Source organism: Hyphomicrobium sp. MC8b (assembly GCF_905067615.1).
Lineage (GTDB): Bacteria > Pseudomonadota > Alphaproteobacteria > Rhizobiales > Hyphomicrobiaceae > Hyphomicrobium_B.
On record NZ_LR898465.1, the window covers coordinates 2759044 to 2778641 of the forward strand.

Annotated in this window: 18 protein-coding genes; 9 read left to right on the forward strand and 9 right to left on the reverse strand. The window is 60.1% G+C overall.

Annotated features, from left to right (window positions below; genetic code table 11):
- Positions 1-91: 91 nt before the first annotated feature.
- Positions 92-1900, forward strand: a complete 1809-nt coding sequence (locus tag ACLB1Z_RS13460) for a PHA/PHB synthase family protein (RefSeq protein ID WP_409560324.1) — start codon at positions 92-94, stop codon at positions 1898-1900.
- Positions 1901-1968: 68 nt separating this feature from the next.
- Here ACLB1Z_RS13460 and ACLB1Z_RS13465 read toward each other — a convergent pair whose 3' ends face one another.
- The 3 genes from ACLB1Z_RS13465 to ACLB1Z_RS13475 form a co-directional block, all read right to left on the reverse strand.
- Positions 1969-2289 carry a hypothetical protein gene (locus ACLB1Z_RS13465; RefSeq protein ID WP_409560325.1) on the reverse strand — a complete coding sequence of 107 codons (321 nt, stop codon included), beginning with the start codon at positions 2287-2289 and terminating at the stop codon, positions 1969-1971.
- A gap of 19 nt (positions 2290-2308) precedes the next feature.
- Complete coding sequence (locus ACLB1Z_RS13470; RefSeq protein WP_409560326.1) at positions 2309-3598, reverse strand: O-acetylhomoserine aminocarboxypropyltransferase; 1290 nt, start codon at positions 3596-3598, stop codon at positions 2309-2311.
- Positions 3599-3683: 85 nt separating this feature from the next.
- On the reverse strand, positions 3684-3890 hold the full coding sequence (locus ACLB1Z_RS13475; RefSeq protein ID WP_013948122.1) for a hypothetical protein: 207 nt from the start codon (positions 3888-3890) through the stop codon (positions 3684-3686).
- A 408-nt stretch (positions 3891-4298) separates the two neighbouring features.
- Here ACLB1Z_RS13475 and ACLB1Z_RS13480 point away from each other — a divergent pair, with 408 nt between their 5' ends.
- Entirely contained in the window at positions 4299-4520 is a 222-nt protein-coding gene (locus tag ACLB1Z_RS13480; RefSeq protein ID WP_013948123.1) for a hypothetical protein, read from the forward strand.
- Positions 4521-4917: 397 nt separating this feature from the next.
- Positions 4918-5685 (forward strand): arginyltransferase, encoded by a 768-nt coding sequence (locus ACLB1Z_RS13485; RefSeq protein ID WP_409560327.1) that lies wholly within the window; start codon positions 4918-4920, stop codon positions 5683-5685.
- Between the two features lie 81 nt (positions 5686-5766).
- Here the strand turns inward: ACLB1Z_RS13485 and ACLB1Z_RS13490 are convergent, their stop codons facing one another.
- Positions 5767-6153: a hypothetical protein gene (locus tag ACLB1Z_RS13490; protein ID WP_409560328.1), complete on the reverse strand. Its 387-nt coding sequence runs from the start codon at positions 6151-6153 to the stop codon at positions 5767-5769.
- A 144-nt stretch (positions 6154-6297) separates the two neighbouring features.
- Positions 6298-8547, reverse strand: a complete 2250-nt coding sequence (parC, locus tag ACLB1Z_RS13495) for a DNA topoisomerase IV subunit A (protein ID WP_409560329.1) — start codon at positions 8545-8547, stop codon at positions 6298-6300.
- A 235-nt stretch (positions 8548-8782) separates the two neighbouring features.
- Here parC and ACLB1Z_RS13500 point away from each other — a divergent pair, with 235 nt between their 5' ends.
- Together ACLB1Z_RS13500 and ACLB1Z_RS13505 are read left to right on the forward strand one after the other, a co-directional pair.
- Positions 8783-9490 carry a CAP domain-containing protein gene (locus ACLB1Z_RS13500; RefSeq protein ID WP_409560330.1) on the forward strand — a complete coding sequence of 236 codons (708 nt, stop codon included), beginning with the start codon at positions 8783-8785 and terminating at the stop codon, positions 9488-9490.
- 90 nt (positions 9491-9580) lie between these two features.
- Entirely contained in the window at positions 9581-9841 is a 261-nt protein-coding gene (locus ACLB1Z_RS13505) for a hypothetical protein (RefSeq protein WP_409560331.1), read from the forward strand.
- A gap of 112 nt (positions 9842-9953) precedes the next feature.
- On the opposite strand, the gene ACLB1Z_RS13510 is transcribed toward ACLB1Z_RS13505, so the two are convergent.
- The gene (locus ACLB1Z_RS13510) at positions 9954-10748 is read right to left on the reverse strand and encodes an SDR family NAD(P)-dependent oxidoreductase (protein WP_409560332.1); all 795 of its coding nucleotides are present in this window, start codon (positions 10746-10748) and stop codon (positions 9954-9956) included.
- Positions 10749-11071: 323 nt separating this feature from the next.
- On the opposite strand from ACLB1Z_RS13510, the gene ACLB1Z_RS13515 reads away from it, so the two are divergent.
- Positions 11072-11581, forward strand: coding sequence for a CYTH domain-containing protein (locus ACLB1Z_RS13515; protein WP_013948131.1), 510 nt, complete (start codon positions 11072-11074; stop codon positions 11579-11581).
- Positions 11582-11620: 39 nt separating this feature from the next.
- Here ACLB1Z_RS13515 and ACLB1Z_RS13520 read toward each other — a convergent pair whose 3' ends face one another.
- The gene (locus tag ACLB1Z_RS13520) at positions 11621-12670 is read right to left on the reverse strand and encodes a L,D-transpeptidase (protein ID WP_409560333.1); all 1050 of its coding nucleotides are present in this window, start codon (positions 12668-12670) and stop codon (positions 11621-11623) included.
- Positions 12671-12872: 202 nt separating this feature from the next.
- Positions 12873-13148 carry a metal-sensitive transcriptional regulator gene (locus ACLB1Z_RS13525; RefSeq protein ID WP_409560334.1) on the reverse strand — a complete coding sequence of 92 codons (276 nt, stop codon included), beginning with the start codon at positions 13146-13148 and terminating at the stop codon, positions 12873-12875.
- A 78-nt stretch (positions 13149-13226) separates the two neighbouring features.
- On the opposite strand from ACLB1Z_RS13525, the gene ACLB1Z_RS13530 reads away from it, so the two are divergent.
- Both ACLB1Z_RS13530 and ACLB1Z_RS13535 read left to right on the forward strand, forming a co-directional pair.
- Positions 13227-15671, forward strand: coding sequence for a heavy metal translocating P-type ATPase (locus tag ACLB1Z_RS13530; RefSeq protein ID WP_409560335.1), 2445 nt, complete (start codon positions 13227-13229; stop codon positions 15669-15671).
- Positions 15672-15704: 33 nt separating this feature from the next.
- Positions 15705-16079 (forward strand): DoxX family protein, encoded by a 375-nt coding sequence (locus tag ACLB1Z_RS13535; protein WP_409560336.1) that lies wholly within the window; start codon positions 15705-15707, stop codon positions 16077-16079.
- A gap of 11 nt (positions 16080-16090) precedes the next feature.
- Here ACLB1Z_RS13535 and ACLB1Z_RS13540 read toward each other — a convergent pair whose 3' ends face one another.
- The gene (locus tag ACLB1Z_RS13540; protein ID WP_409560337.1) at positions 16091-17395 is read right to left on the reverse strand and encodes an MFS transporter; all 1305 of its coding nucleotides are present in this window, start codon (positions 17393-17395) and stop codon (positions 16091-16093) included.
- Between the two features lie 263 nt (positions 17396-17658).
- On the opposite strand from ACLB1Z_RS13540, the gene ACLB1Z_RS13545 reads away from it, so the two are divergent.
- On the forward strand, positions 17659-19446 hold the full coding sequence (locus ACLB1Z_RS13545; protein WP_409560338.1) for a hypothetical protein: 1788 nt from the start codon (positions 17659-17661) through the stop codon (positions 19444-19446).
- The last annotated feature ends 152 nt before the right edge of the window (positions 19447-19598 follow it).

Consider the following 19598-nt stretch of genomic DNA (forward strand, 5'->3'; position numbering starts at 1 on the left):
TCCCCTCTTAACGGCACTGTCGTCGAGGGTTTTGGCGAACTCGCGTACCGTGCCAACGGATAAAAAACCTTAGAAAGCTTCTTAAGCCGCCATGCCGCAAGACAGCCACGAATTGCCGCCGTTTTTCTCGGCCTACCGCATTCCGGATCCGGAGGCGTTCGCTACAAACCTGTTGAAAGCGTTCGAGCAGGGCAGCACGGCGCTTGCTCAGCTTGCGGAGCGTCCCGACGCCAAGATGGGTCCCTATTCGCCCGCGAGCGAATTTTCGGCCGCGACCGAGACATTGACCGCGTTGGTCCGGAAATGGCTATCCGACCCAGTTAAGCTGTCCGAGGCACAGGCCGAATTCTTCCGGCAGTTCGCGGCGCTTTGGAACAACGTCCTGACCCGTATGCTGAACAAGGACGTGCCGCCGCTCATTGCACCGGTTGCCGGGGATCACAGGTTTAAGGACCCCGAGTGGGATCACAACCCGTTCTTCGATTTCTGCAAACAGGCTTATCTCCTGGCGTGCAAATGGGCTGAGGATCAGTTGGCCTCGACGCCGGACCTCGATGCGGTCGAACGGCATCGCGCCGAGTTCTATCTGAAACAGCTCACCAGCGCCTATTCGCCGACGAACTTCCCAGTGACGAACCCGGAGGTCTTGCGCGAGACGCTGGCTTCGAACGCCGAGAACCTGCTGAAGGGCGCCAATCTGCTGGCGGAGGATATGAAGCGTTCCGGCGATCTGATGAAGATCAGCCAGACTGACGCGAACGCCTTTGAGCTTGGCCGTAACCTGGCAACAACGGGCGGCAAGGTCGTTTTCCAGAACGAACTGCTGCAGCTCATTCAATACAGTCCGACGACGGAGAAAGTCCGCGAGCGGCCGCTGGTCATGGTCCCGCCGTGGATCAACAAATACTACATTCTCGACCTGACGGCTTCGAAGAGCCTGATCAAGTATGTCGTCGACCAGGGTTTCACCGTTTTCATCGTCTCGTGGGTCAATCCGGACGAAAAGCTCGCCGACAAGACCTTCGAGGACTACGTGCTGGAAGGCATCCTCGAAGCGGTGCGGGCCGTGCAGAAGGAAACGGGGCTCGATAAGATCAACGTGCTCGGCTACTGCGTTGGCGGAACGGCGCTCGCGACCGGCCTCGCCTATCTCGCCCAGCGCGGCGAAGAGCCGTTCCAATGCTGCACGTTGCTGACGACACAAGTCGACTTTTCGCTCGCCGGCGATCTGTTGCTGTTCACCGACGACCTGCAGCTTGAGAGTCTCGATGCGCTGATGTCGGAGCGCGGCTTCCTCGACGGCTCGCGCATGGCGAACGTCTTCAATATGATGCGGCCGCGCGATCTCATCTGGCCATATGTCGTCAACAATTACCTGCTTGGGAAGAAGCCGTTCCCGTTCGACCTGCTCTACTGGAACCAGGATTCGACGCGCATGGCGGCGGCCAATCACAAGTTCTATCTGCGCGAGTTCTATAACGAGAACCGGCTGGCACGGGGCGACATGACGCTCGGTGGCGTTCATCTCGACCTGAAGAAAATTACGCTGCCGATCTTCTCGGTGGCGACGCGCGAGGATCACATCGCGCCAGCGCCGTCGGTGTTCCGCGGCATTCAGATGTTCGGCGGCCCGGTCGAGTTCGTGCTTGCCGGATCGGGACACATCGCGGGCGTGGTCAATCCGCCGAATAAGGTCAAATATCAGTATTGGACCGACGGCACGGCAATGACGAACATCGCCGATTGGCAGGCGTCCGCCGTCGAGCATCCAGGCTCGTGGTGGCCGTACTGGATCGAATGGCTGTCGCAGCAGTCGGGCGGTTGGGTGCCGGCGCGCGTTCCCGGCAGCACGCTCGGCGTGATCGAGGACGCCCCCGGCGCTTACGTTAAAGCGCATTAGGGCCGTCCCAGCCTACAACGGCAGGGCTGGCGATCGCCCCTCTCCACACAATGGAGAGGGGAAAAGGCTCACGCCAACTCGAACTCGCCCTCATAATCGACCGGCCAGAGAACCGTGAAATCCTCGCCATCGAGGGAGCGGAACGCGACGGCGTTGATATCGAGCTCGTCGGAAGCGTCTTCCACGATCGGCTCGATCTTCTCCCAGACCTTCGTCGCGTTCTTTGCCAGCAGCACGAGATTGATCACGCCCTCACCGGGCTCGTGACCGTCCACTTCGGCCGACGTCGAGCTGCCGAGCGCTTCGATCAGGCGATCTTCCAGCGCGATGACCTTGTCGAGCGTATCGTCGTCGTCGCCCTGAAATTGAAGAACAAGCTGGTGGTTCATAGTCCCTTCCCGTTGACGTCTAGACAGCAGCGAGCGCCTGTTCGAGATCGCCGATGATGTCCTCTATGTCTTCGATGCCGATCGATAGCCTGACGACATCCGGCCCCGCCCCCGCAGCCCGTCGCTCATCGTCCCGGAGCTGCCGGTGCGTCGTCGATGCGGGATGGATGACAAGGCTTCGCGTGTCGCCAATGTTGGCGAGAAGGCTGAAGAGCTTCAAGCCCGAAACGAGCTTCACGCCCGCTTCATATCCGCCTTTGAGCCCGAACGTGAAGACGGCACCTGCACCTTTTGGACAAATCTTTTTCTGCAGCGCGTGGCAGGGGCTCGACGGCAGCCCGGCATAGCTAACCCAGGCGATTTTCTGCTGCCTTTCGAGCCATTCGGCGACAGCGAGCGCGTTGTCGGCCTGCCGTTGCATGCGGAGCGGCAGGGTCTCGGCACCCGTCAACAGCAGGAAGGCGTTGAACGGCGAGATTGCGGGCCCGAGGTCGCGCAACCCCAGAACGCGCGCCGCGATGGCAAACGCCATCGGCCCGAAGGCCTCGGCAATCTTCAGGCCGTTGTAGGAGGGATTCGGATCGACCAGAGATTTGTAATGGTGGCGGCTTCCGAGCCAGTCGAAGGTGCCGCAATCGACGATGGCGCCGCCGATCGAGTTGCCGTGGCCGCCAATAAATTTCGTCAGGCTGTGTACGACGATGTCGGCGCCGAAATCCTTCGGACGGCAGAGGTAGGGCGTCGCCAGCGTATTATCGACAATAAACGGTACGCCCGCATCTTTCGCGACGGCTGCAATGGCTGGGAGATCGACGACGATGCCGCCGGGGTTGGCGATGCTTTCGCAGAATATCGCACGCGTTTTCGGCGTGACGGCGCGGGCAAACGATTGCGGGTCCGTTGCATCCGCCCAGATGACGTTCCAATCGAACTTCTTGAACGAATGATTGAACTGGTTGACCGAGCCGCCGTAGAGCTGCCGCCCGGCAATGAACTCGTCGCCCGGCTCAAGCAGCGTATGGAACGCCAGAAACTGCGCGGCATGACCGGAGGCAAGCGCCAGCGCGGCTGAGCCATCTTCGAGCGCGGCGAGGCGCCCTTCGAGCACCGCCTGTGTCGGGTTCGTTATGCGCGTATAGATGTTGCCGAACGCCTCCAGCCCGAAAAGGGCGGCGGCATGGTCGACATCATTAAAGACGTAAGACGTCGTCTGATAAATCGGCGTGGCACGCGCGCCGGTCGTGGGATCCGGCGCTGCTCCGGCGTGCACGGCTGCCGTCGCGAACTTGACGTTCGATGATGTCGACATTGTTGGCGTTCCCCTGAGGCCTTTTGGACCACAGGGAGCCGAGGTGGAACCGGCCTGTCAACTGGCCGGCTCGTTATAAGTTTTCCTAGAGGTCGGCGGAGCGTCCGGCCATGCCGCAGTGCCACTTCTGGATAACCCAGTTGGGGTGGTCACCAATCCACTTCGCCATCTCGATCTGACCGTTGGTCATGCACTGGCTGGCGCTGACGCTCTGACCTTCGAAATTCAGCGTGACGTCTTTGCAACGGCTCGGCTGGTCGATCAGGCAGACAGCGACGACGAGTTCGATCATGGGGCCTCCAGGTTTGAAGCGGTAATCGCTCGCGGGAGCGATTGCGGTGTGCCCTGGACGGTTCCTCTGGTCGTTTTTTATTCGTTTTTTGGACTGATCGAGCCAAGTATGCGGGAAATTTTCCCGTGCACAAGAACAAGGCTGTCGCACTTCCTGCCTAATCTGTGGTCAGGAATATTTGCCGCGGCTTCTGTTGCGGATTGGCCCTCATGTCGCCCTCAAAGCGTATCGAATTTGCCACGGTTTGGCCTTGCCACTCCCTTCCTCGCGGCAGATAAGCAGCGCGGATGCCACATCCGATTCGATTTCCACCAAAAGCGCGCATGGTCGTCTTGTGCGGATGGGGGTGTCGGGGCGATGTGATCGGGTGAGTCGCAGAGGCAAGTTTCTAAGGCGGCAGATCAGCATATGACTACTCAAAGTGTCGAGCGGGCCGAAGGCGCGGCGTGGGACGATGCGCGCGCATCCGGAACTCTTACCGTCGGTTGGTTTGTGCGCCGTTCGGCGCTCTGGATGGGCATCATGTTCGTTGCCCTTGTCCTGGCATGCACCCTTTACGGCGTGGCGAGCCAAGTCGGCGCGGACGGCGCCCGCATCCCGAGAGCGCCCTCGCCGGAATTCAAGGTTTAGATTTCCGGTCATTACGGATAATCCGGATTTGGCCTATCGGTGCAGCGGATTCGCCCCGGCACCGAACGAGGGCCTGTCTGGAGCCGGCTGGTTCCTCCGCAATGGACCTTTGCTGCGCGATTGCGATGCGCCGCGGTATGCGAATTCCCGTCATGCAGGCACAGCGGCGTCCCATCTCGGGGCACCCACTTCAGGTTAAGTTGCCTACAAAACGCAGCGCCTTGCGCGCATAACTGGCACCCGCCCGGTCAGAAAAGGCGTATTTTGCTCGGCTATGCTTCTACAATTTTGCCTGACATTCACTATTGATGCTGCGTAGTGATCTCCAGCACCTTGAATTTGGAGTCTTCATCCTCCTATCATCAGTAATCGCTGGAGCCCTGAGGGACGCGTCTGAATGACGGAGCAGCAAAAGAAGTTTCCAGAATTCTACGTGACGGCGCCGCAGCCGTGCCCCTACTTACCAGGCAAGCTCGAACGCAAGCTTTTCACGCACCTGACGCACGACAAGCCGCCTGAGCTTGTCGATCGCCTTTTGACCACCGGCTTCCGACGCAGCCAGAACATCGCCTACGTGCCTTATTGCGAAGGCTGCCAAGCCTGCGTCTCCGTTCGCGTGCTCGCCGACCAGTTCGAGCCCGACCGCTCGATGCGACGGGCATGGAAAAGGAATTCGCGTCTCGTCGCCCAGCGTACGGCACCGACGCCGACCATGGAGCAGTTCCGGCTGTTTCGCGCCTACATCGACGCGCGCCACAGCGACGGCGGCATGGCTGACATGACGATGCTCGACTATCGCATGATGGTCGAAGATACGGTCATCGAGACGTTCCTTACCGAATATCGCGAAAAGCCTGAGGGGGCCGAAGATCTCGACTTCGATACCTGGCCGCTCAAAGCAGTTGCACTGTGCGACCGGCTGAGCGACGGCATTTCGATGGTCTACAGCTTCTATGATCCTGACGATGCCGATGCGGGCCTTGGAACGTACATGATCCTCGAACACATCGCCTTCGCGCGCCGGATCGGACTGCCTTACGTCTATCTCGGCTATTGGATCGAGGGTTCGCGGAAGATGGCGTACAAGACGCGCTTCAAGCCGCAGGAACGTCTTGGACCCGACCGCTGGGAACGCGCGCCTGACGACGAAGACATTCCGCAGTAGTTGCGCCTGCCACACCTCGGATGCCAATGGAGCGTGTCCTGAGCTTTACGCAGAGGGATGACAGATAAGTCCTGAACTCGATCAATTCGCGAGTTCGGCGTCGAGCTTCTGGAACATGTAGGCCCACTTCGCCGATAGCGTATCGACGAGCTTTTTCATGTGCTCGCGCAGATCCTGCATGCGTGCACAATCAGGCGTGTCGGCCTCGGCCCCCTGCTGGCCCATCATGGCGATCTCGGACAGCAATTCGTTGGTCGTCTGGTCATAGACGACGGTTTTATCGTCCCTTACGAACGGTTTTGCCTTTTCCATGAACTCGTCATGGCTCCAGTGCCGCTTGTCTTTCAGCGCGCGCAGTTTTTCCTGGAAGGGCGGGCGGTTCTTCAAATTAAGGTCGCGCAGGCTGCCGGCCGCCTCTTCGACGACCGCTTCAAAGTCTTCCTTCGAGCAACCCGTCGTCGCCTCCACGGCGCATGCGGCCGACCCGGCACACGCTATCGCCAGCAACGAGAACCCGGCCCTGGACGCCGTCCGTTTCAGATACCCACCCATAGCAGGCAGTCGTAGCTTCGCGCAGCGAATGCCACAAGGTCCGGCAGTCAACAGGTGTGACTAAAATCGGGGACCGAACGAATTTGACCGCGGGAAGCCCTTGGGCGCCACCTTGCCTGCTTGCGCGCGCTCGCCGACCCATTCCTTCAGTTCGCTCCACGACAGCGAAAATTCGCGGCCGGCGCTGTCGAGCCAGGTCAAGCCGTTGGACTTTTTGAACACGCGCGCATCCGACAGTGCGCCGTCCTTGATCCGCTGCAGGATGACGCCCTTGCCGCGGGTCATTTCGTTGACCTCGTCGAGTTTGAAAACGAGCATCTTGCGGTTCTCGCCGATGGTCGCGACGTAGTCGCCATCAACCGGCACGCAAACGCGGGCTTCCTCGGGCTCGCTGACGTTCAGGACCTGCTTACCCTTGCGTGTTGCGGCGATAACCTCGGCTTCCGGCACGATGAAGCCGTAAGCGCCGGTCGAAGCCACGAGCAGCTTGCGTGATGGGTCATGGACGAAAAGCTCAGCGATATCGTGGTTTTCTTCAAGATCGATCATAAGGCGGAGCGGCTCGCCGTGACCGCGCCCGCCCGGCAGCGAGCCCGCTTCGAGCGTGAAAAATTTGCCGTTCGTCGCGAAAAGCACGAGCTTGTCGGTCGTGAACGCCTTCAAGGCGCGTTTCAAGCCGTCGCCCTGCTTGAAGTCGAGCTTCGACAGGTCGTCCTGATGGCCCTTCAGCGCGCGCACCCAGCCCTTCTCAGACATGATGACGGTGATCGGCTCTTTCTCGACGAGCGCCGCATCGAGATCGATGTCGATATCGGGCATGTCGGCGAATGACGAGCGGCGGCGGCCGAGCGGCGTCTTCTTGGAATACTTTTCGCGCGTTTCCTTGACTTCTTCAGAGACGCGCTCCCATTGCAGCTCTTCCGACTTCAGAAGCTGCTTCAATTCGCGGCGTTCTTTCGAAAGCTTGTCGTGCTCAGCCTTGATCTCGACTTCTTCGAGCCTCGACAGCGAGCGCAAGCGCAGGTTCAGGATCGCTTCGGCCTGGACGTCGCTCAAGTTGAATTTCGACATCAACTTGGCTTTAGGATCGTCCTCGCGGCGGATGATCCGGATCACCTCGTCGATGTTGAGGTAGGCGATCAGGTAGCCGTCGAGCACTTCAAGGCGATGCTCGATCTTTTTCAGGCGGTACGTTGAGCGCCGAACCAGAACCTCGATGCGATGCTCTAGCCATTGCCAGAGCACGTCGCGCAGATCGAGCACATTCGGGATCTGGCCGCCCGATAGCACGTTCATGTTGAGGCTGACGCGCACTTCAAGCTCGGTCGCGCGGAACAGACTCTCCATCAGCAGAATGGGATCAACCGTGCGGCTCTTGGGTTCGAGCACAAGGCGAATCTCTTCGGCGCTTTCGTCACGGACATCGCCGAGGAGCTGAAGCTTTTTCTCGCTCATCAGGTCGGCGATCTTTTCGATCAGCTTCGCCTTCTGCACGCCGTAGGGAATTTCGGTGACGACGACCTGATAGCCGCCGCGCCCGGTCTCTTCCTTGTCCCAGCGCGCGCGCACGCGAAACCCGCCGCGGCCAGTCTTATAGGCTTCGAGGATCTGGGCGCGCGGCTCGACGATCACGCCGCCGGTCGGAAAGTCAGGACCGGGAACCAACTCGACGAGCTTCTCGATCGTGGCGTTCGGATGCTTGATGAGATGCAGAAGCGCGGCACACAATTCGTCGACATTGTGCGGCGGGATGTTCGTCGCCATGCCGACGGCGATGCCGGATGATCCATTCGCCAACAAATTGGGAAAAGCGGCCGGCAGCACGACTGGCTCTTCGACGCGGCCGTCGTAGTTGGGACGGAAATCGACCGTCTCCTCGTCGATGCCTTCGAGGATCAGCGCAGCAATCTCGGTCATGCGCGCTTCGGTGTAACGCTCAGCAGCCGGATTATCGCCGTCGATGTTGCCGAAGTTGCCCTGGCCATCGACCAGCGGATAGCGCACCGCGAAATCCTGCGCCAAACGCGCAAGAGCGTCGTAGATCGCCTGGTTGCCGTGCGGGTGATAGTCGCCCATCACCTCGCCGACGATCTTGGCGCATTTGATGAAGCCGCCCTCGGGATTGAGCCTAAGCTCGCGCATAGCATAAAGAATGCGCCGATGAACGGGTTTCAGGCCGTCGCGCACGTCCGGCAGCGCACGGTGCATGATGGTCGAAAGGGCGTAGGCCAGATAGCGCTCTTCGAGAGCAGCTCTGAGCTCGACGGGCTCAATGGGGCCATCGCCCGGAAGAATCGGTTTGTCACTCATGGCGCATCCCTCTACAGCGCTGCCGAGGCGCGCTCAAGCCTAGGGCAGCGCTGCGGACGGCAAGAGTTGCAGGGACGCGCCATTTGGGCGCAATGCGGCACAAGTCCCCGAGGCGAGCGGCGCGACACAAAATCCACAGTCCGTTGTGCTCCTTGATCGGACGGGATGGCATCCGCATGTGAGGGCCGCTATTCCTCTTAGAAGCAGGGGATCAGATGGCCAGAATGGATGAACGATGGCGGCGCTCGTGCCAGACCTGCCTCAGGTTGAAAAACACATCGTCGAAATGACGAACGAAGTGCGTCGAGAAAAAAATCTGCCGGCGCTTAAGGTCAATGCCATGCTAGCCAAGGCTGCGCGCGCGTTTGCGCAGAAGGTGGCAACGAGCGGCAGGTTTTCACACACCGCAGACGGCCGGACGCCGGCCCAGCGCGCCGAGAGCGTCGGTTACAAACATTGCGATATCGCCGAAAACCTCGCGATGGACCAGAACATCGGCGGCTTCGATACTGGCGAGCTTGCCTTGCAAGCCATTGCGGGCTGGATGAACTCGCCGCCGCATCGCGCCAACATTCTTCGCGCCAGCGTATCCGAAATCGGCGTCGGCGTTGTGCGCGCTCCAGGCGCCAAACCGAAGTTCATATCGGTCGAACTGTTCGGCCAGCCTGCTTCGAAAATCTTGACATTCCAGATCAAGAATTTCGCAAAGGTGGAACTCAACTATTCCTACGGAAGCAAGACCTATGACCTGAAGCCTGGAGTTTCCGTCGTTCACTCATCGTGCTCGCAACAGCAGCTCGTTATTACCAAGCCCGGCGGCGTCTTTTCTTCGGCAACGGAAATCGCGAAGGTAACGGCGGAAAACAAAAAACTATACACACTCAAGCCGAATGCCTCGGGCGAGCCGAAGCTGGAAATTGCCACCCGTTCAGCAGAACCATGAGTAGTCTGAACATTGATCCGTGAAGAAACTTTTCCGGCCGCATCGCGTTACAATAAGATTCGGCTAAAAAACGAAAAAGGAGGGATGCCTATGCAAACCCGCCAACTTCTCATCTTCATTGCGCTTAGCCTGATCGCTGCGGGTGTCGTCATCGGTGCGGTGACGACCTATAGGCGTTCACACACAGAAGTGCTTGTCGATACGCCGGCGGCGAAAGTCGAAACCAATAAGCCGGGCGATCAGACGACGATCGATGCGCCTTATACGCATATCGAAAAGGGCAACGAAGGCACGAAGATCGAAGCTCCGGGCGTAAAGATCGAAGTGCCGCCAAAGCAGCCGCAGAATTGATCTCCAGATCGAGTTGTGATGCTCGGGGCAGTCACGCGTGACTGTGCCGAGCATCCGCTTTTCATCTGCGCAATGGCTCCTCGGCATGACGCGTCGAGGAGGCCGGCCGCGATCAGCCGATGATTCTAAGAATGCCACCTTCAACGCGGAGCGCTGCGCCGTTGGTGGCGGAGGCTTCTTTGGACGCCGCGTACACAACCATGTTGGCGACTTCTTCAACGCTCGCGAACCGCTGAATAAGCGAGGTCGGGCGGTGTTCTTTCACGAAAGTAGCGGCCATCTCGTCCGTGCTCTTGCCTGCAGCTTCGGCCATCGACTTCAAGAAGTCATCGACACCTTCGGAAAGCGTCGGCCCCGGCAAGACGGAATTGACGGTGACGTTGGTTCCGGCCGTCAGTTGAGCGACGCCTTGGGCAATCGAGAGCTGCGCGGTCTTGGTGAACCCATAATGGATCATCTCGACGGGAATGTTCACCGCTGACTCCGACGAGATGAAGATCACTCGGCCCCAGTTGCGCTCAAGCATACCCTTCAGGTAGCCGCGGGTCAGGCGCACGCCGGACATCACGTTCGTCTCGAAGAAGCGCATCCAATCGGCGTCCGGAATATCGAAGAAGGGCTTCGGCTCGAAGATGCCGGCATTGTTGATCAGGATATCGACCGACGGCACCGCCTCGATCAAGGCATCGCAGCCTGCTGCGGTAGCGACGTCGGCAGCGACACCGGTGACAGCCGCAGCGTTGCATGCCTTGTGCACGGCGGCGATGCCCTTATCGACCGTCTCCTGCTTGCGGCCATTGATCACCACTTTGGCGCCGGCCTGAGCCAAACTTTTCGCGATGGCCAGTCCGATACCGGCCGTCGAGCCAGTTACGAGGGCGGTCTTGTCGGTCAAATCGATTTTCATGGGCCGGTTCCGGTTTGGAGGGTTGATGTGCCTTAGATCGGATTTTCCGAACAATATGCAAGAGTAATGTTTTCGTCGCGCCTCTCTTGGCCTGGATCAATGGCAATCGGAGCGCGCGGACCTAACTGCTACGTTGCGACGGCGGGAGAGTTCCGCCCGGTCGCGAACTCCCGCCGGCTCGGTCTCAACAGGTCGTCGCATGCGGTTCCAACAATTCGTACTGCTCCGGAAAGCAAGCAGCAACATTCCGGCCGTCAGAACGAGCTACAGTCTGTGCGACGCGTCGCAGTTCTTCGTTTGCGGCGCGGACGACGGGAGGGCGAATGGCACTCGAAATCGAACGAAAATTTCTGATCCATGACGCATCCTGGAGAGAGGCGGTGACGGGTTCTGAACGCATTCTGCAGGGCTATTTCGCGCGCACGCCGCTGCTCCGAGCCCGCATTCGCATCTACGGTGACAAGGGCTACATCACGCTCAAGAGCGAACCGGGCATGCTGGTCCGGCATGAATACGAATATGAGATTCCGAAAGCCGACGCTGTCGAGATGATCAAGCAGTTCAGCGTCGAGCCGATCATCAGCAAGATGCGCTACGATGTGCCCTATGGCGGCGTCGTATGGAGTGTCGACGTCTTCGAAGGCGCGAACAAAGGGCTGGTGCTTGCCGAAGCCGAACTCAAAAGCCCGGATCAGGCGCTGGCGTTGCCGCAGTGGGCCGGGCGCGAAGTGACCAACGACCGCCGCTACGGCAATTCCAACCTCGCGCGCTATCCGTTCATCACTTGGGACAAGAACGGCAATCCACCGCCGGAGAAAGACGACGACGCATAGGCGCTGCGATGCCCTTGGCCCCGCACACGTGGCATTGCGTCAATGCCAACCATTATAAGGGTCCCAGCCATCGTCGTCGGCTTGGCGTTCCGACTGACGATTGATGATGTGCGGCGATTGCGGGCTCGTTTTCGGCGCAGCCGCAGAGGTCTTCACCGACGTCCGCTCAGCCGGCTTCGACCGCGACTTCTCTGCGGCAGCCACGCGGCCGCTCAGTGAGCGCACGATCGTCACCTCGGTTCCCACATGCACGAGAGACGCAAGATGCAGCACGTTCGCGTTCATCATCCGGAAGCAACCTGACGACATCGCCTTGCCGATCGACTTCGGCTCGTTGGTGCCGTGGATGCGATACAGCGTGTTACCGAGATAGATTGCCTTAGCGCCGAGCGGATTGCCGATACCGCCGAGCATGCGCACGGGAAGTCCCGGCTGGCGCTGGCGCATTTCTGCGGGCGGATACCAATCCGGCCAATCAGCAATGCGGGACACTTTTTCCTTACCGGTCCAGGCAAAACCCTGACGGCCGACGCCGATCGAATAGGCGTAAGCCGTGTGCGTGTTGAGCACGTAGTAGAGTTTGCGCGCGCTGGTATCGATGACGATGGAGCCCGGCGCGTACGGCGCGTTGAAGGCCACCTTCGGCGGCGCCACAGGACGGATATAAGGGCGCGATCCGCCGCTGACGCCCTGCGACCTGCTCAGCCGCTCTTCTTCTTCGCGAGAGGGCGCTGCGTCCCACGCGCCATCATCGTCGCGATCGTATCCATATTTATCATAGCCGTCGCTGCCGTAGACCCGCCGCCCCGGATAGGGCGCGTAATAGCCGCCGTCGCGGTTGCCGTTGTAGCGGGGATCGTAGCGGCGCGGGTCGCTGTCGGGATCGCCGTAGCGATTATCGGCGCGCGGGCCGTCTTGCTGATCGAAGTAGCGATCGTCATCCTGCGGTTCGTCGTAGCCATACTGGGAATAGCCCTGCACGGGTGCGCCACGCGGGTCATTCCATTGTTGCCACTGCTGGGCTGAGGCCAGGGTCGACGAACCGGCTAACGCCGACACGCCGACGATCGACAGAATGATTGCTTTCATTGAATCCCGCGCATTCTTTGATTTACCCGTAGGGCAGTCATGGCTGAACAGATCGGAACGCCATTTCCGTCGTTCAATATGTGATGCCTGAAGTCGTCATCGGCGTGGCAAATCAATGGCATCGACGCATGGGCGGTATTTCAAATTGTAACGAAGAAACGCTCAATATTGATAAAAGCCGATTTTCCTTGTCCGACGAAGTTCAGCGCGAAGAGCGGGCCAACACATCCATTAATTCCGCCACCTTACGGCGCTGCTCGGCCGAGTTGCCGCTGGCGATTGCGTGCTCGACGCAATGTGCGACGTGATCTTTCAGAACTTCCTCTTCGAGACGGCGAAGGGCGGCGCGAACGGCCGAGATCTGCGTGACGACGTCGATGCAATACCGGTCATCCTCGACCATCTTGGCGATGCCACGCACCTGTCCCTCGATCCGGCTCAGGCGTTTCAAGCACGCGGTTTTTGTCTGTTTCTGCATGCCTTGACGTATACCCTATGGGGGTATATCTGTCAAACGATGCCCTAGGCGGGTACGCGGAATCAAGGATGCGGAATGATGGCGGCAGGTAAACCGACCGACGGACACGATCACAGTGGCCAGAACGGGCATAGCTGCTGCTCGCATCAGACCGCGAAAGACGGCGCGACTGCTGAGGCGCACGATCACGCCCATCATGATCATTCGGGTCATAGTCACGGCGTGGCCGCGCACAAGGCGAAGGATCCCGTGTGCGGCATGAGCGTTGATCCCGCTACGGCGAAGCACCGCGCCGAGCATGGGGGACAGTCTTATTATTTCTGCTCTGCCGGTTGCCGGACGAAGTTTCTCGCCGAGCCTGCGAAATATCTGAAACCCGCCGAAGCGCGCTCTGAGAACGTCCCCGCCGGCACGATTTACACCTGCCCGATGCATCCGCAGATCCGCCAGGTCGGGCCGGGCTTTTGTCCGATCTGCGGCATGGCGCTCGAACCGGAGATCGTATCGGCCGAGGCCAAGCCGAATCCTGAGCTTGAAGACATGACGCGGCGTCTGTGGATTGGCCTTGCGCTGGCGCTGCCAGTGTTCGTGCTCGAAATGGGCGGACACATCTTCGATCTGCACCACCTCATCAGCCCAACGGTTTCGAATTGGGTGCAGCTCGTGCTCGCCACGCCCGTCGTGCTGTGGGCGGGCTTTCCGTTCTTTGAGCGCGGCTGGAAATCGATCCAGACTGGCAACCTCAACATGTTCACACTGATCGCGCTCGGAACGGGCGTAGCGTGGGTCTACAGCATTGTCGCGACGCTGGCGCCGAGCTTGTTTCCAGAAAGCCTACGCGGCATGGATGGCGCAGCGCCCGTCTATTTCGAAGCGGCTGCAGTCATCACGGTGCTGGTTCTCGTGGGTCAGGTACTTGAGCTTCGCGCGCGTGACCAGACGAGCAGCGCCATCCGGTCGCTGCTCAATCTTGCTCCCAAGACAGCGCGGCGCATCAAGGCCGACGATTCCGAAGAAGAAGTGCAAGTCGAGACCATCGTCGTCGGCGACAAACTGCGCGTGCGTCCCGGTGAAAGCATACCGGTCGACAGCGAAGTCATCGATGGCAAAAGCAACGTCGATGAATCGATGGTGACCGGCGAGTCCATGCCCGTCAGCAAAACGGCCGGTGCGAAGGTGATCGGCGGCACGATCAACGGCTCGGGCGCGCTCGTCATTCGCGCCGAAAAGGTCGGCCGCGATACGATGCTCGCGCGCATCGTCCAGATGGTGGCGGATGCACAGCGCAGCCGCGCGCCGATCCAGCGATTGGCCGATGAGGTTGCAAGCTGGTTCGTGCCGCTGGTCTTAGGCGTCGCAGTATTGGCGTTCATCGCGTGGATGGCGTTCGGTCCAGAGCCGCGGTTTTCATACGCTCTCATCGCAGCGGTCTCAGTGCTGATTATCGCATGCCCCTGCGCGCTTGGTCTTGCAACGCCAATGTCGATCATGGTCGGCGTCGGACGCGGTGCGCGCGCGGGCGTTCTGATCAAGAACGCCGAAGCGCTGGAGCGGATGGAAAAGATCGACACGCTCGTCGTCGACAAGACCGGCACGCTGACTGAAGGCAAGCCGAAGGTTACCGCGATCCGCACCACGTCCGGTGTTGACGAAGCCGAGCTTTTGAAGCTCGCGGCAAGTCTTGAACAGGCGAGCGAGCATCCGCTCGGCGCGGCCGTCGTCGCTGCCGCACGCGAGCGGAATATCGCGCTTTCGCCGGTCAGCGATTTTGCAGCACCGTCGGGCAAAGGCGTCAGCGGCACCATCGACGGCCGCGCCGTCGTTATCGGCAACAGGAAGATCATCGACGAAGCGGGCATCTCGACGTCGTCACTCGATGCAGACGCGGAAAAGCTGCGCGCCGACGGTGCGACCGCGGTCTACGTCGCGGTCGATGGGCAGGCAGCGGGTATCATTGCGGTCGCCGATCCCATCAAGGCGACGACGGCATCGGCGCTTAAAAAACTCAAAGCCAGCGGTATTCATGTCGTCATGCTGACGGGCGACAATACCACGACGGCGAAGGCTGTCGCCGGCAAGCTCGGCATCGACGACGTCAAGGCGGATGTGCTGCCGGAAGACAAGGCGCGCATCGTCAACGAATACAAAGGTCGCGGCCACGCCGTTGCGATGGCGGGCGACGGCGTCAACGACGCCCCTGCTCTCGCCGCCGCCGACGTCGGCATCGCGATGGGAACGGGCACCGACGTCGCGATCGAAAGCGCGGGCGTTACGCTGCTCAAAGGCGACCTTGGAGGCATCGCGAAAGCGCGTCGGCTGTCCGAAGCCACGATGTCGAACATCCGGCAAAACCTGTTCTTCGCTTTCATCTATAACGCCGCGGGCGTACCGATTGCGGCAGGCGTGCTCTATCCGGTCTTTGGTTTGCTGCTATCGCCCGTCATCGCGGCTGCAGCGATGGCGATGTCATCCGTCAGCGTGATCGGAAATGCGCTGCGTTTGCGGGCCATTGATATAGAGTAGGCTCAGCGGGAAAAGATTCGGGGGATCGAGAGAATGCTCAGCCTCAGCGCGTTTCTTTTGGGGCTTGGCCGCGTGCTGCTCGGCGGATTTTTTGTCTACGCGGGCGTGCATCACTTCTTCATCATGCCGCCGCTGACCGCCATGGTCGCTGCGCGCGGCATCCCCTACCCTCGCCTCGTCCTAATCGTCGGCTCTCTCTTCCAGATTGTTGCCGGCGCGCTTTTCGTTCTCAATATCTTCACGGCCGCCGCTGCGTTCGGCTTGATCGTGTTCACGATCGCCGCTTCGATCATGCTGCTCAACTTCTGGAACATGGATGAACCGATGCGGCAGACCGCCAAGACCGCATGGCAAACGAACGCCGCCATTGTCGGCGGATTATTGATCGCTGCGGCTTACGCCGTCTGATTATTTACACCTTACGTTGTTGCTTTGGCATCGAGCATTGCGGGCGCACTCTCCGGTTTCTTTAGCGACAGAATGAGCAGCGACGCGGCGAGGCACGCAATTCCCGCTGCAAAGAACGCCGGCAGATAGGTCGCGAACTCGGTGCGCGTGAGCCCTGCTCCATATGCCGCCGTCGCTGCGCCGATCTGATGGCCGGCGAAGATCCAACCGAAGATGACGTTGGTTTTTTCAGGCCCAAAATAACGCGTCGTCAGCTTGACCGTGGGCGGCACGGTCGCGATCCAATCGAGGCCGTAGAACATCGCGAAAAGCGACAGACCATAAAATGTGAAGTCGGTGTACGGCAGATAAAGCAGCGATAGCCCGCGCAGGCCGTAGTACCAGAAGAGCAGCCAGCGGTTGTCGAAACGATCCGATAGCCAGCCCGAGCCGATGGTGCCAAAGAAATCGAAGACGCCCATCATCGCGAGCACGCTGGCCGCCGCGACGGATGCGAGGCCGTAATCGCCGCACAGCGCGATGAAATGCGTCTGGATCAGGCCGGTCGTGCTTACGCCACAGATGAAAAACGTGCCGAACAGCACCCAGAATGCTCCGCTTGTGGAGACCTCTTTCAGGACCAACAATGGCGTCAGCAACAGCGCAGCAAAATTCTCAGTGTGCGGCGGCGTGGGAACGATGTCCTTCGCACCGTAAGGTGGCAGGCCGATATCCGCGGGGCGGTCGCGCATCAAGAGCCAGACGACGATGGCAGCAACGGCGATCACCGCGCAGATGAACGCGACGGAGAGACGCCATCCGTAAAGCGCCGTGAGCTTGGCGAGCAGCGGCAGAAAGACCAGCTGGCCGGTTGCCGTGCTGGCAGACAGCATGCCCATCACCAGGCCGCGCCGCTCGGAGAACCAGCGTGTCGCGACCGTGGCGCCGAGCACCATCGCCGTCAGTCCCGTTCCAAATCCGACGCCGACGCCCCACAGCAGAACGAGTTGCCAGAGGCTGGTCATCGCCAACGACGCGGCGAGCACGGCGGCAACGATGACGAGCGCCGTCAGCACCATGCGGCGAATGCCGAAGCGGTTCATGAACGCGGCCGCGAACGGCCCCATCAGCCCAAAAAGGATGAAACGGATGGCCAACGCCGATGAGATCTCCGACGTCTTCCAGCCGAATTCTTTTTCGAGCGGGACGATAAAAACGCCCGGCGCGCCCACGGCCCCTGCCGTCACGAGCATAGTGAGGAATGCCGCGGCGGCAACGGCCCAGCCGTAGTGGATGTTTTTTCGCGCCATCGTTGCGGCGAGCGCCGAAGAGATCATGAAGGCCCCAAAACCGTATTCGCGTTTAACACATGCCGGGGGTTTTATATTATGTTCATAATAAAAATCCAGCGCGACGCCGCCGCGTGCCATAGCGGGCAACCCGGGAACAGGATTTCATTAAGGAAATCATTAACTTCAAACTGCGCAAATGCGCCTCCTTGCGGCCTCATGCATCGGCATTCTACCACTGGCATGGACTGCGGGGATAAGTTGGCCGTCACCAGATTTGCATGACAGTCCTGAGGCGAAAGCAATCGACGATGATACGCCAGCGGCTTCTGTTTCTCGGACTGCTGATCTGGGCGCTCGCGATGATCCTGCCGGATTTCGCGCGCGTGGTTCGCCCTCTCGGATCGTTCGGTTTTTATGCCGACAGTGACGGGCTGATCTATGACGTTGCCGGTCCGTTCAATGCCTTAGAGGACTCGCCCGCCTGGAAAGCCGGTGTGCGCGAGGGCGACCGGCTCGATTTTTCGAAAATGCGGTGCATTCCCTATGACCGCGATGTCTGTGCCGCGACGATCTCGGCGGTCGGCGGCAATGAATATGTCCTTCCCGGCGGACAGGCGACGTTCGAGCTGCTGCCCAATGGAGCGGAACCGGCGCGTCAAGTGCACTTGACGGCGCTGCCCCGGCCCTCAAACTGGCTCGTGCGCTTCGTGCTGATGCTCGAGCAAATCGCCGGCATCGCGGTCATCCTCGGCGCCGGGTGGCTGGTGTGGACGAAGCCCGGTCCTATGAGCTGGGGCTTTTTCCTGTACGCCATCTGGTTCAATCCCGGCCAAGCCTACGAATTCTATGCCCACTTGCAGCGCTGGCCGATCGTGCTGATGGCGCAGAACGCCTTGGGTTGTATTGCACAAGCCGCAGGATACGTCGGACTGCTGATCTTCGTGATGCGGGCGCCGACCGATACGCTGCAGCCGCAATGGGCGCGCGCGGAACGCCTGATGCCTTGGCTCGGCGCCGTTATTGCCGTGGCGCTCATGGCGTCCTACGGCAGCTCGTTTGGCTTCCATACTGAATTGCTCAGCCGCGTCACAATCTTGTTCGGCATCCTCGTCAGTGCGGCGGCCGTTGCGATCCTGCTGATGCGGCGGCAGACGCTGTCGCCCAAGGACAACCAGCGCCTGCGGTGGGTGATGTGGGGATGCCTGATCGGACTTCCGGCGTTTGTCATCGCCGATCTCAACGAATACACGACGCTGCTGACCGACTGGGACGGGCTGTTTCTGCCGGAAGATGTCGCCGGGCTGCTATATCTTACCAACGGCGTGCTTTGCCTGTTCGTGGTCGAAGCCGTGCGGCGGCAACGCGTCGTCAATGTTGCGATACCGCTCAGGCGCGTGACCGTGCTTGCGCTCATTACGAGTTTGCCGGCTCTCCTCTTGCACGAGCAGGCCGAGCATCTGCATGAGCTTGTCGAGCTTCCGAGCTGGACGTGGCTTCTCGTCGGCGCGATCATTCTGTTTGTCATCGGACGTCTGCACGAATGGGCTGTGGAACTCGCCGACGATTTTTTCAATCGCTCGCTCGATCGGGCCGGGGAGATTCTCGACGAAGCCATATTGGAGGCCAAAACCGGAGACGAGATCGACCGAATTTTATCCAGCCGCGCCAGCAATATTCTCAGGCTGTCATCAGCGGTGACGTTCCGCCGGACCGAAAGCGGTTTTCGCCGCTACGAAAACGGCACAGGCTGGACCGGCGATATCTCGGATCTTCGTCTCAACGATGGCGATCTCGGCGCGCTGCTGAAGGGCGAGCCGTGCGTCATCAACGAGGCGGTGGCAAAGGACGCGTCATTTCCTGTCGATCTCGATATGCCGATCCTGGCGATTCCGGCGACGAGCCGGGTGCATTGTTATGCCATCACGTTCTATGGCCCGCACGAGTCCGGCACGGCGATCGACGCCAACGAACGACGGATACTGCAGAACCTCGGGCGACACGCGGCCGACGCCTACGCCCGCATCGAGAACGACGAGCTCCGCAAAACCATCACGGATCTTAGATATCAAGTCGAGATGCGCGGCGCCCTGGCCTAACGGGGTGCCCCGCGCCTTCGCGCGCTCTTGTGACGTTCCGACAGGCTGCCTGCCATCTCAACGAGCGCTTAATGTCATCGAAAGTTTGTATTGGAAGCTTCTTCGTCGCGTCGCCATGTTTAAGCTCAGTGTAGCCGGCGAAATGAGGAGCA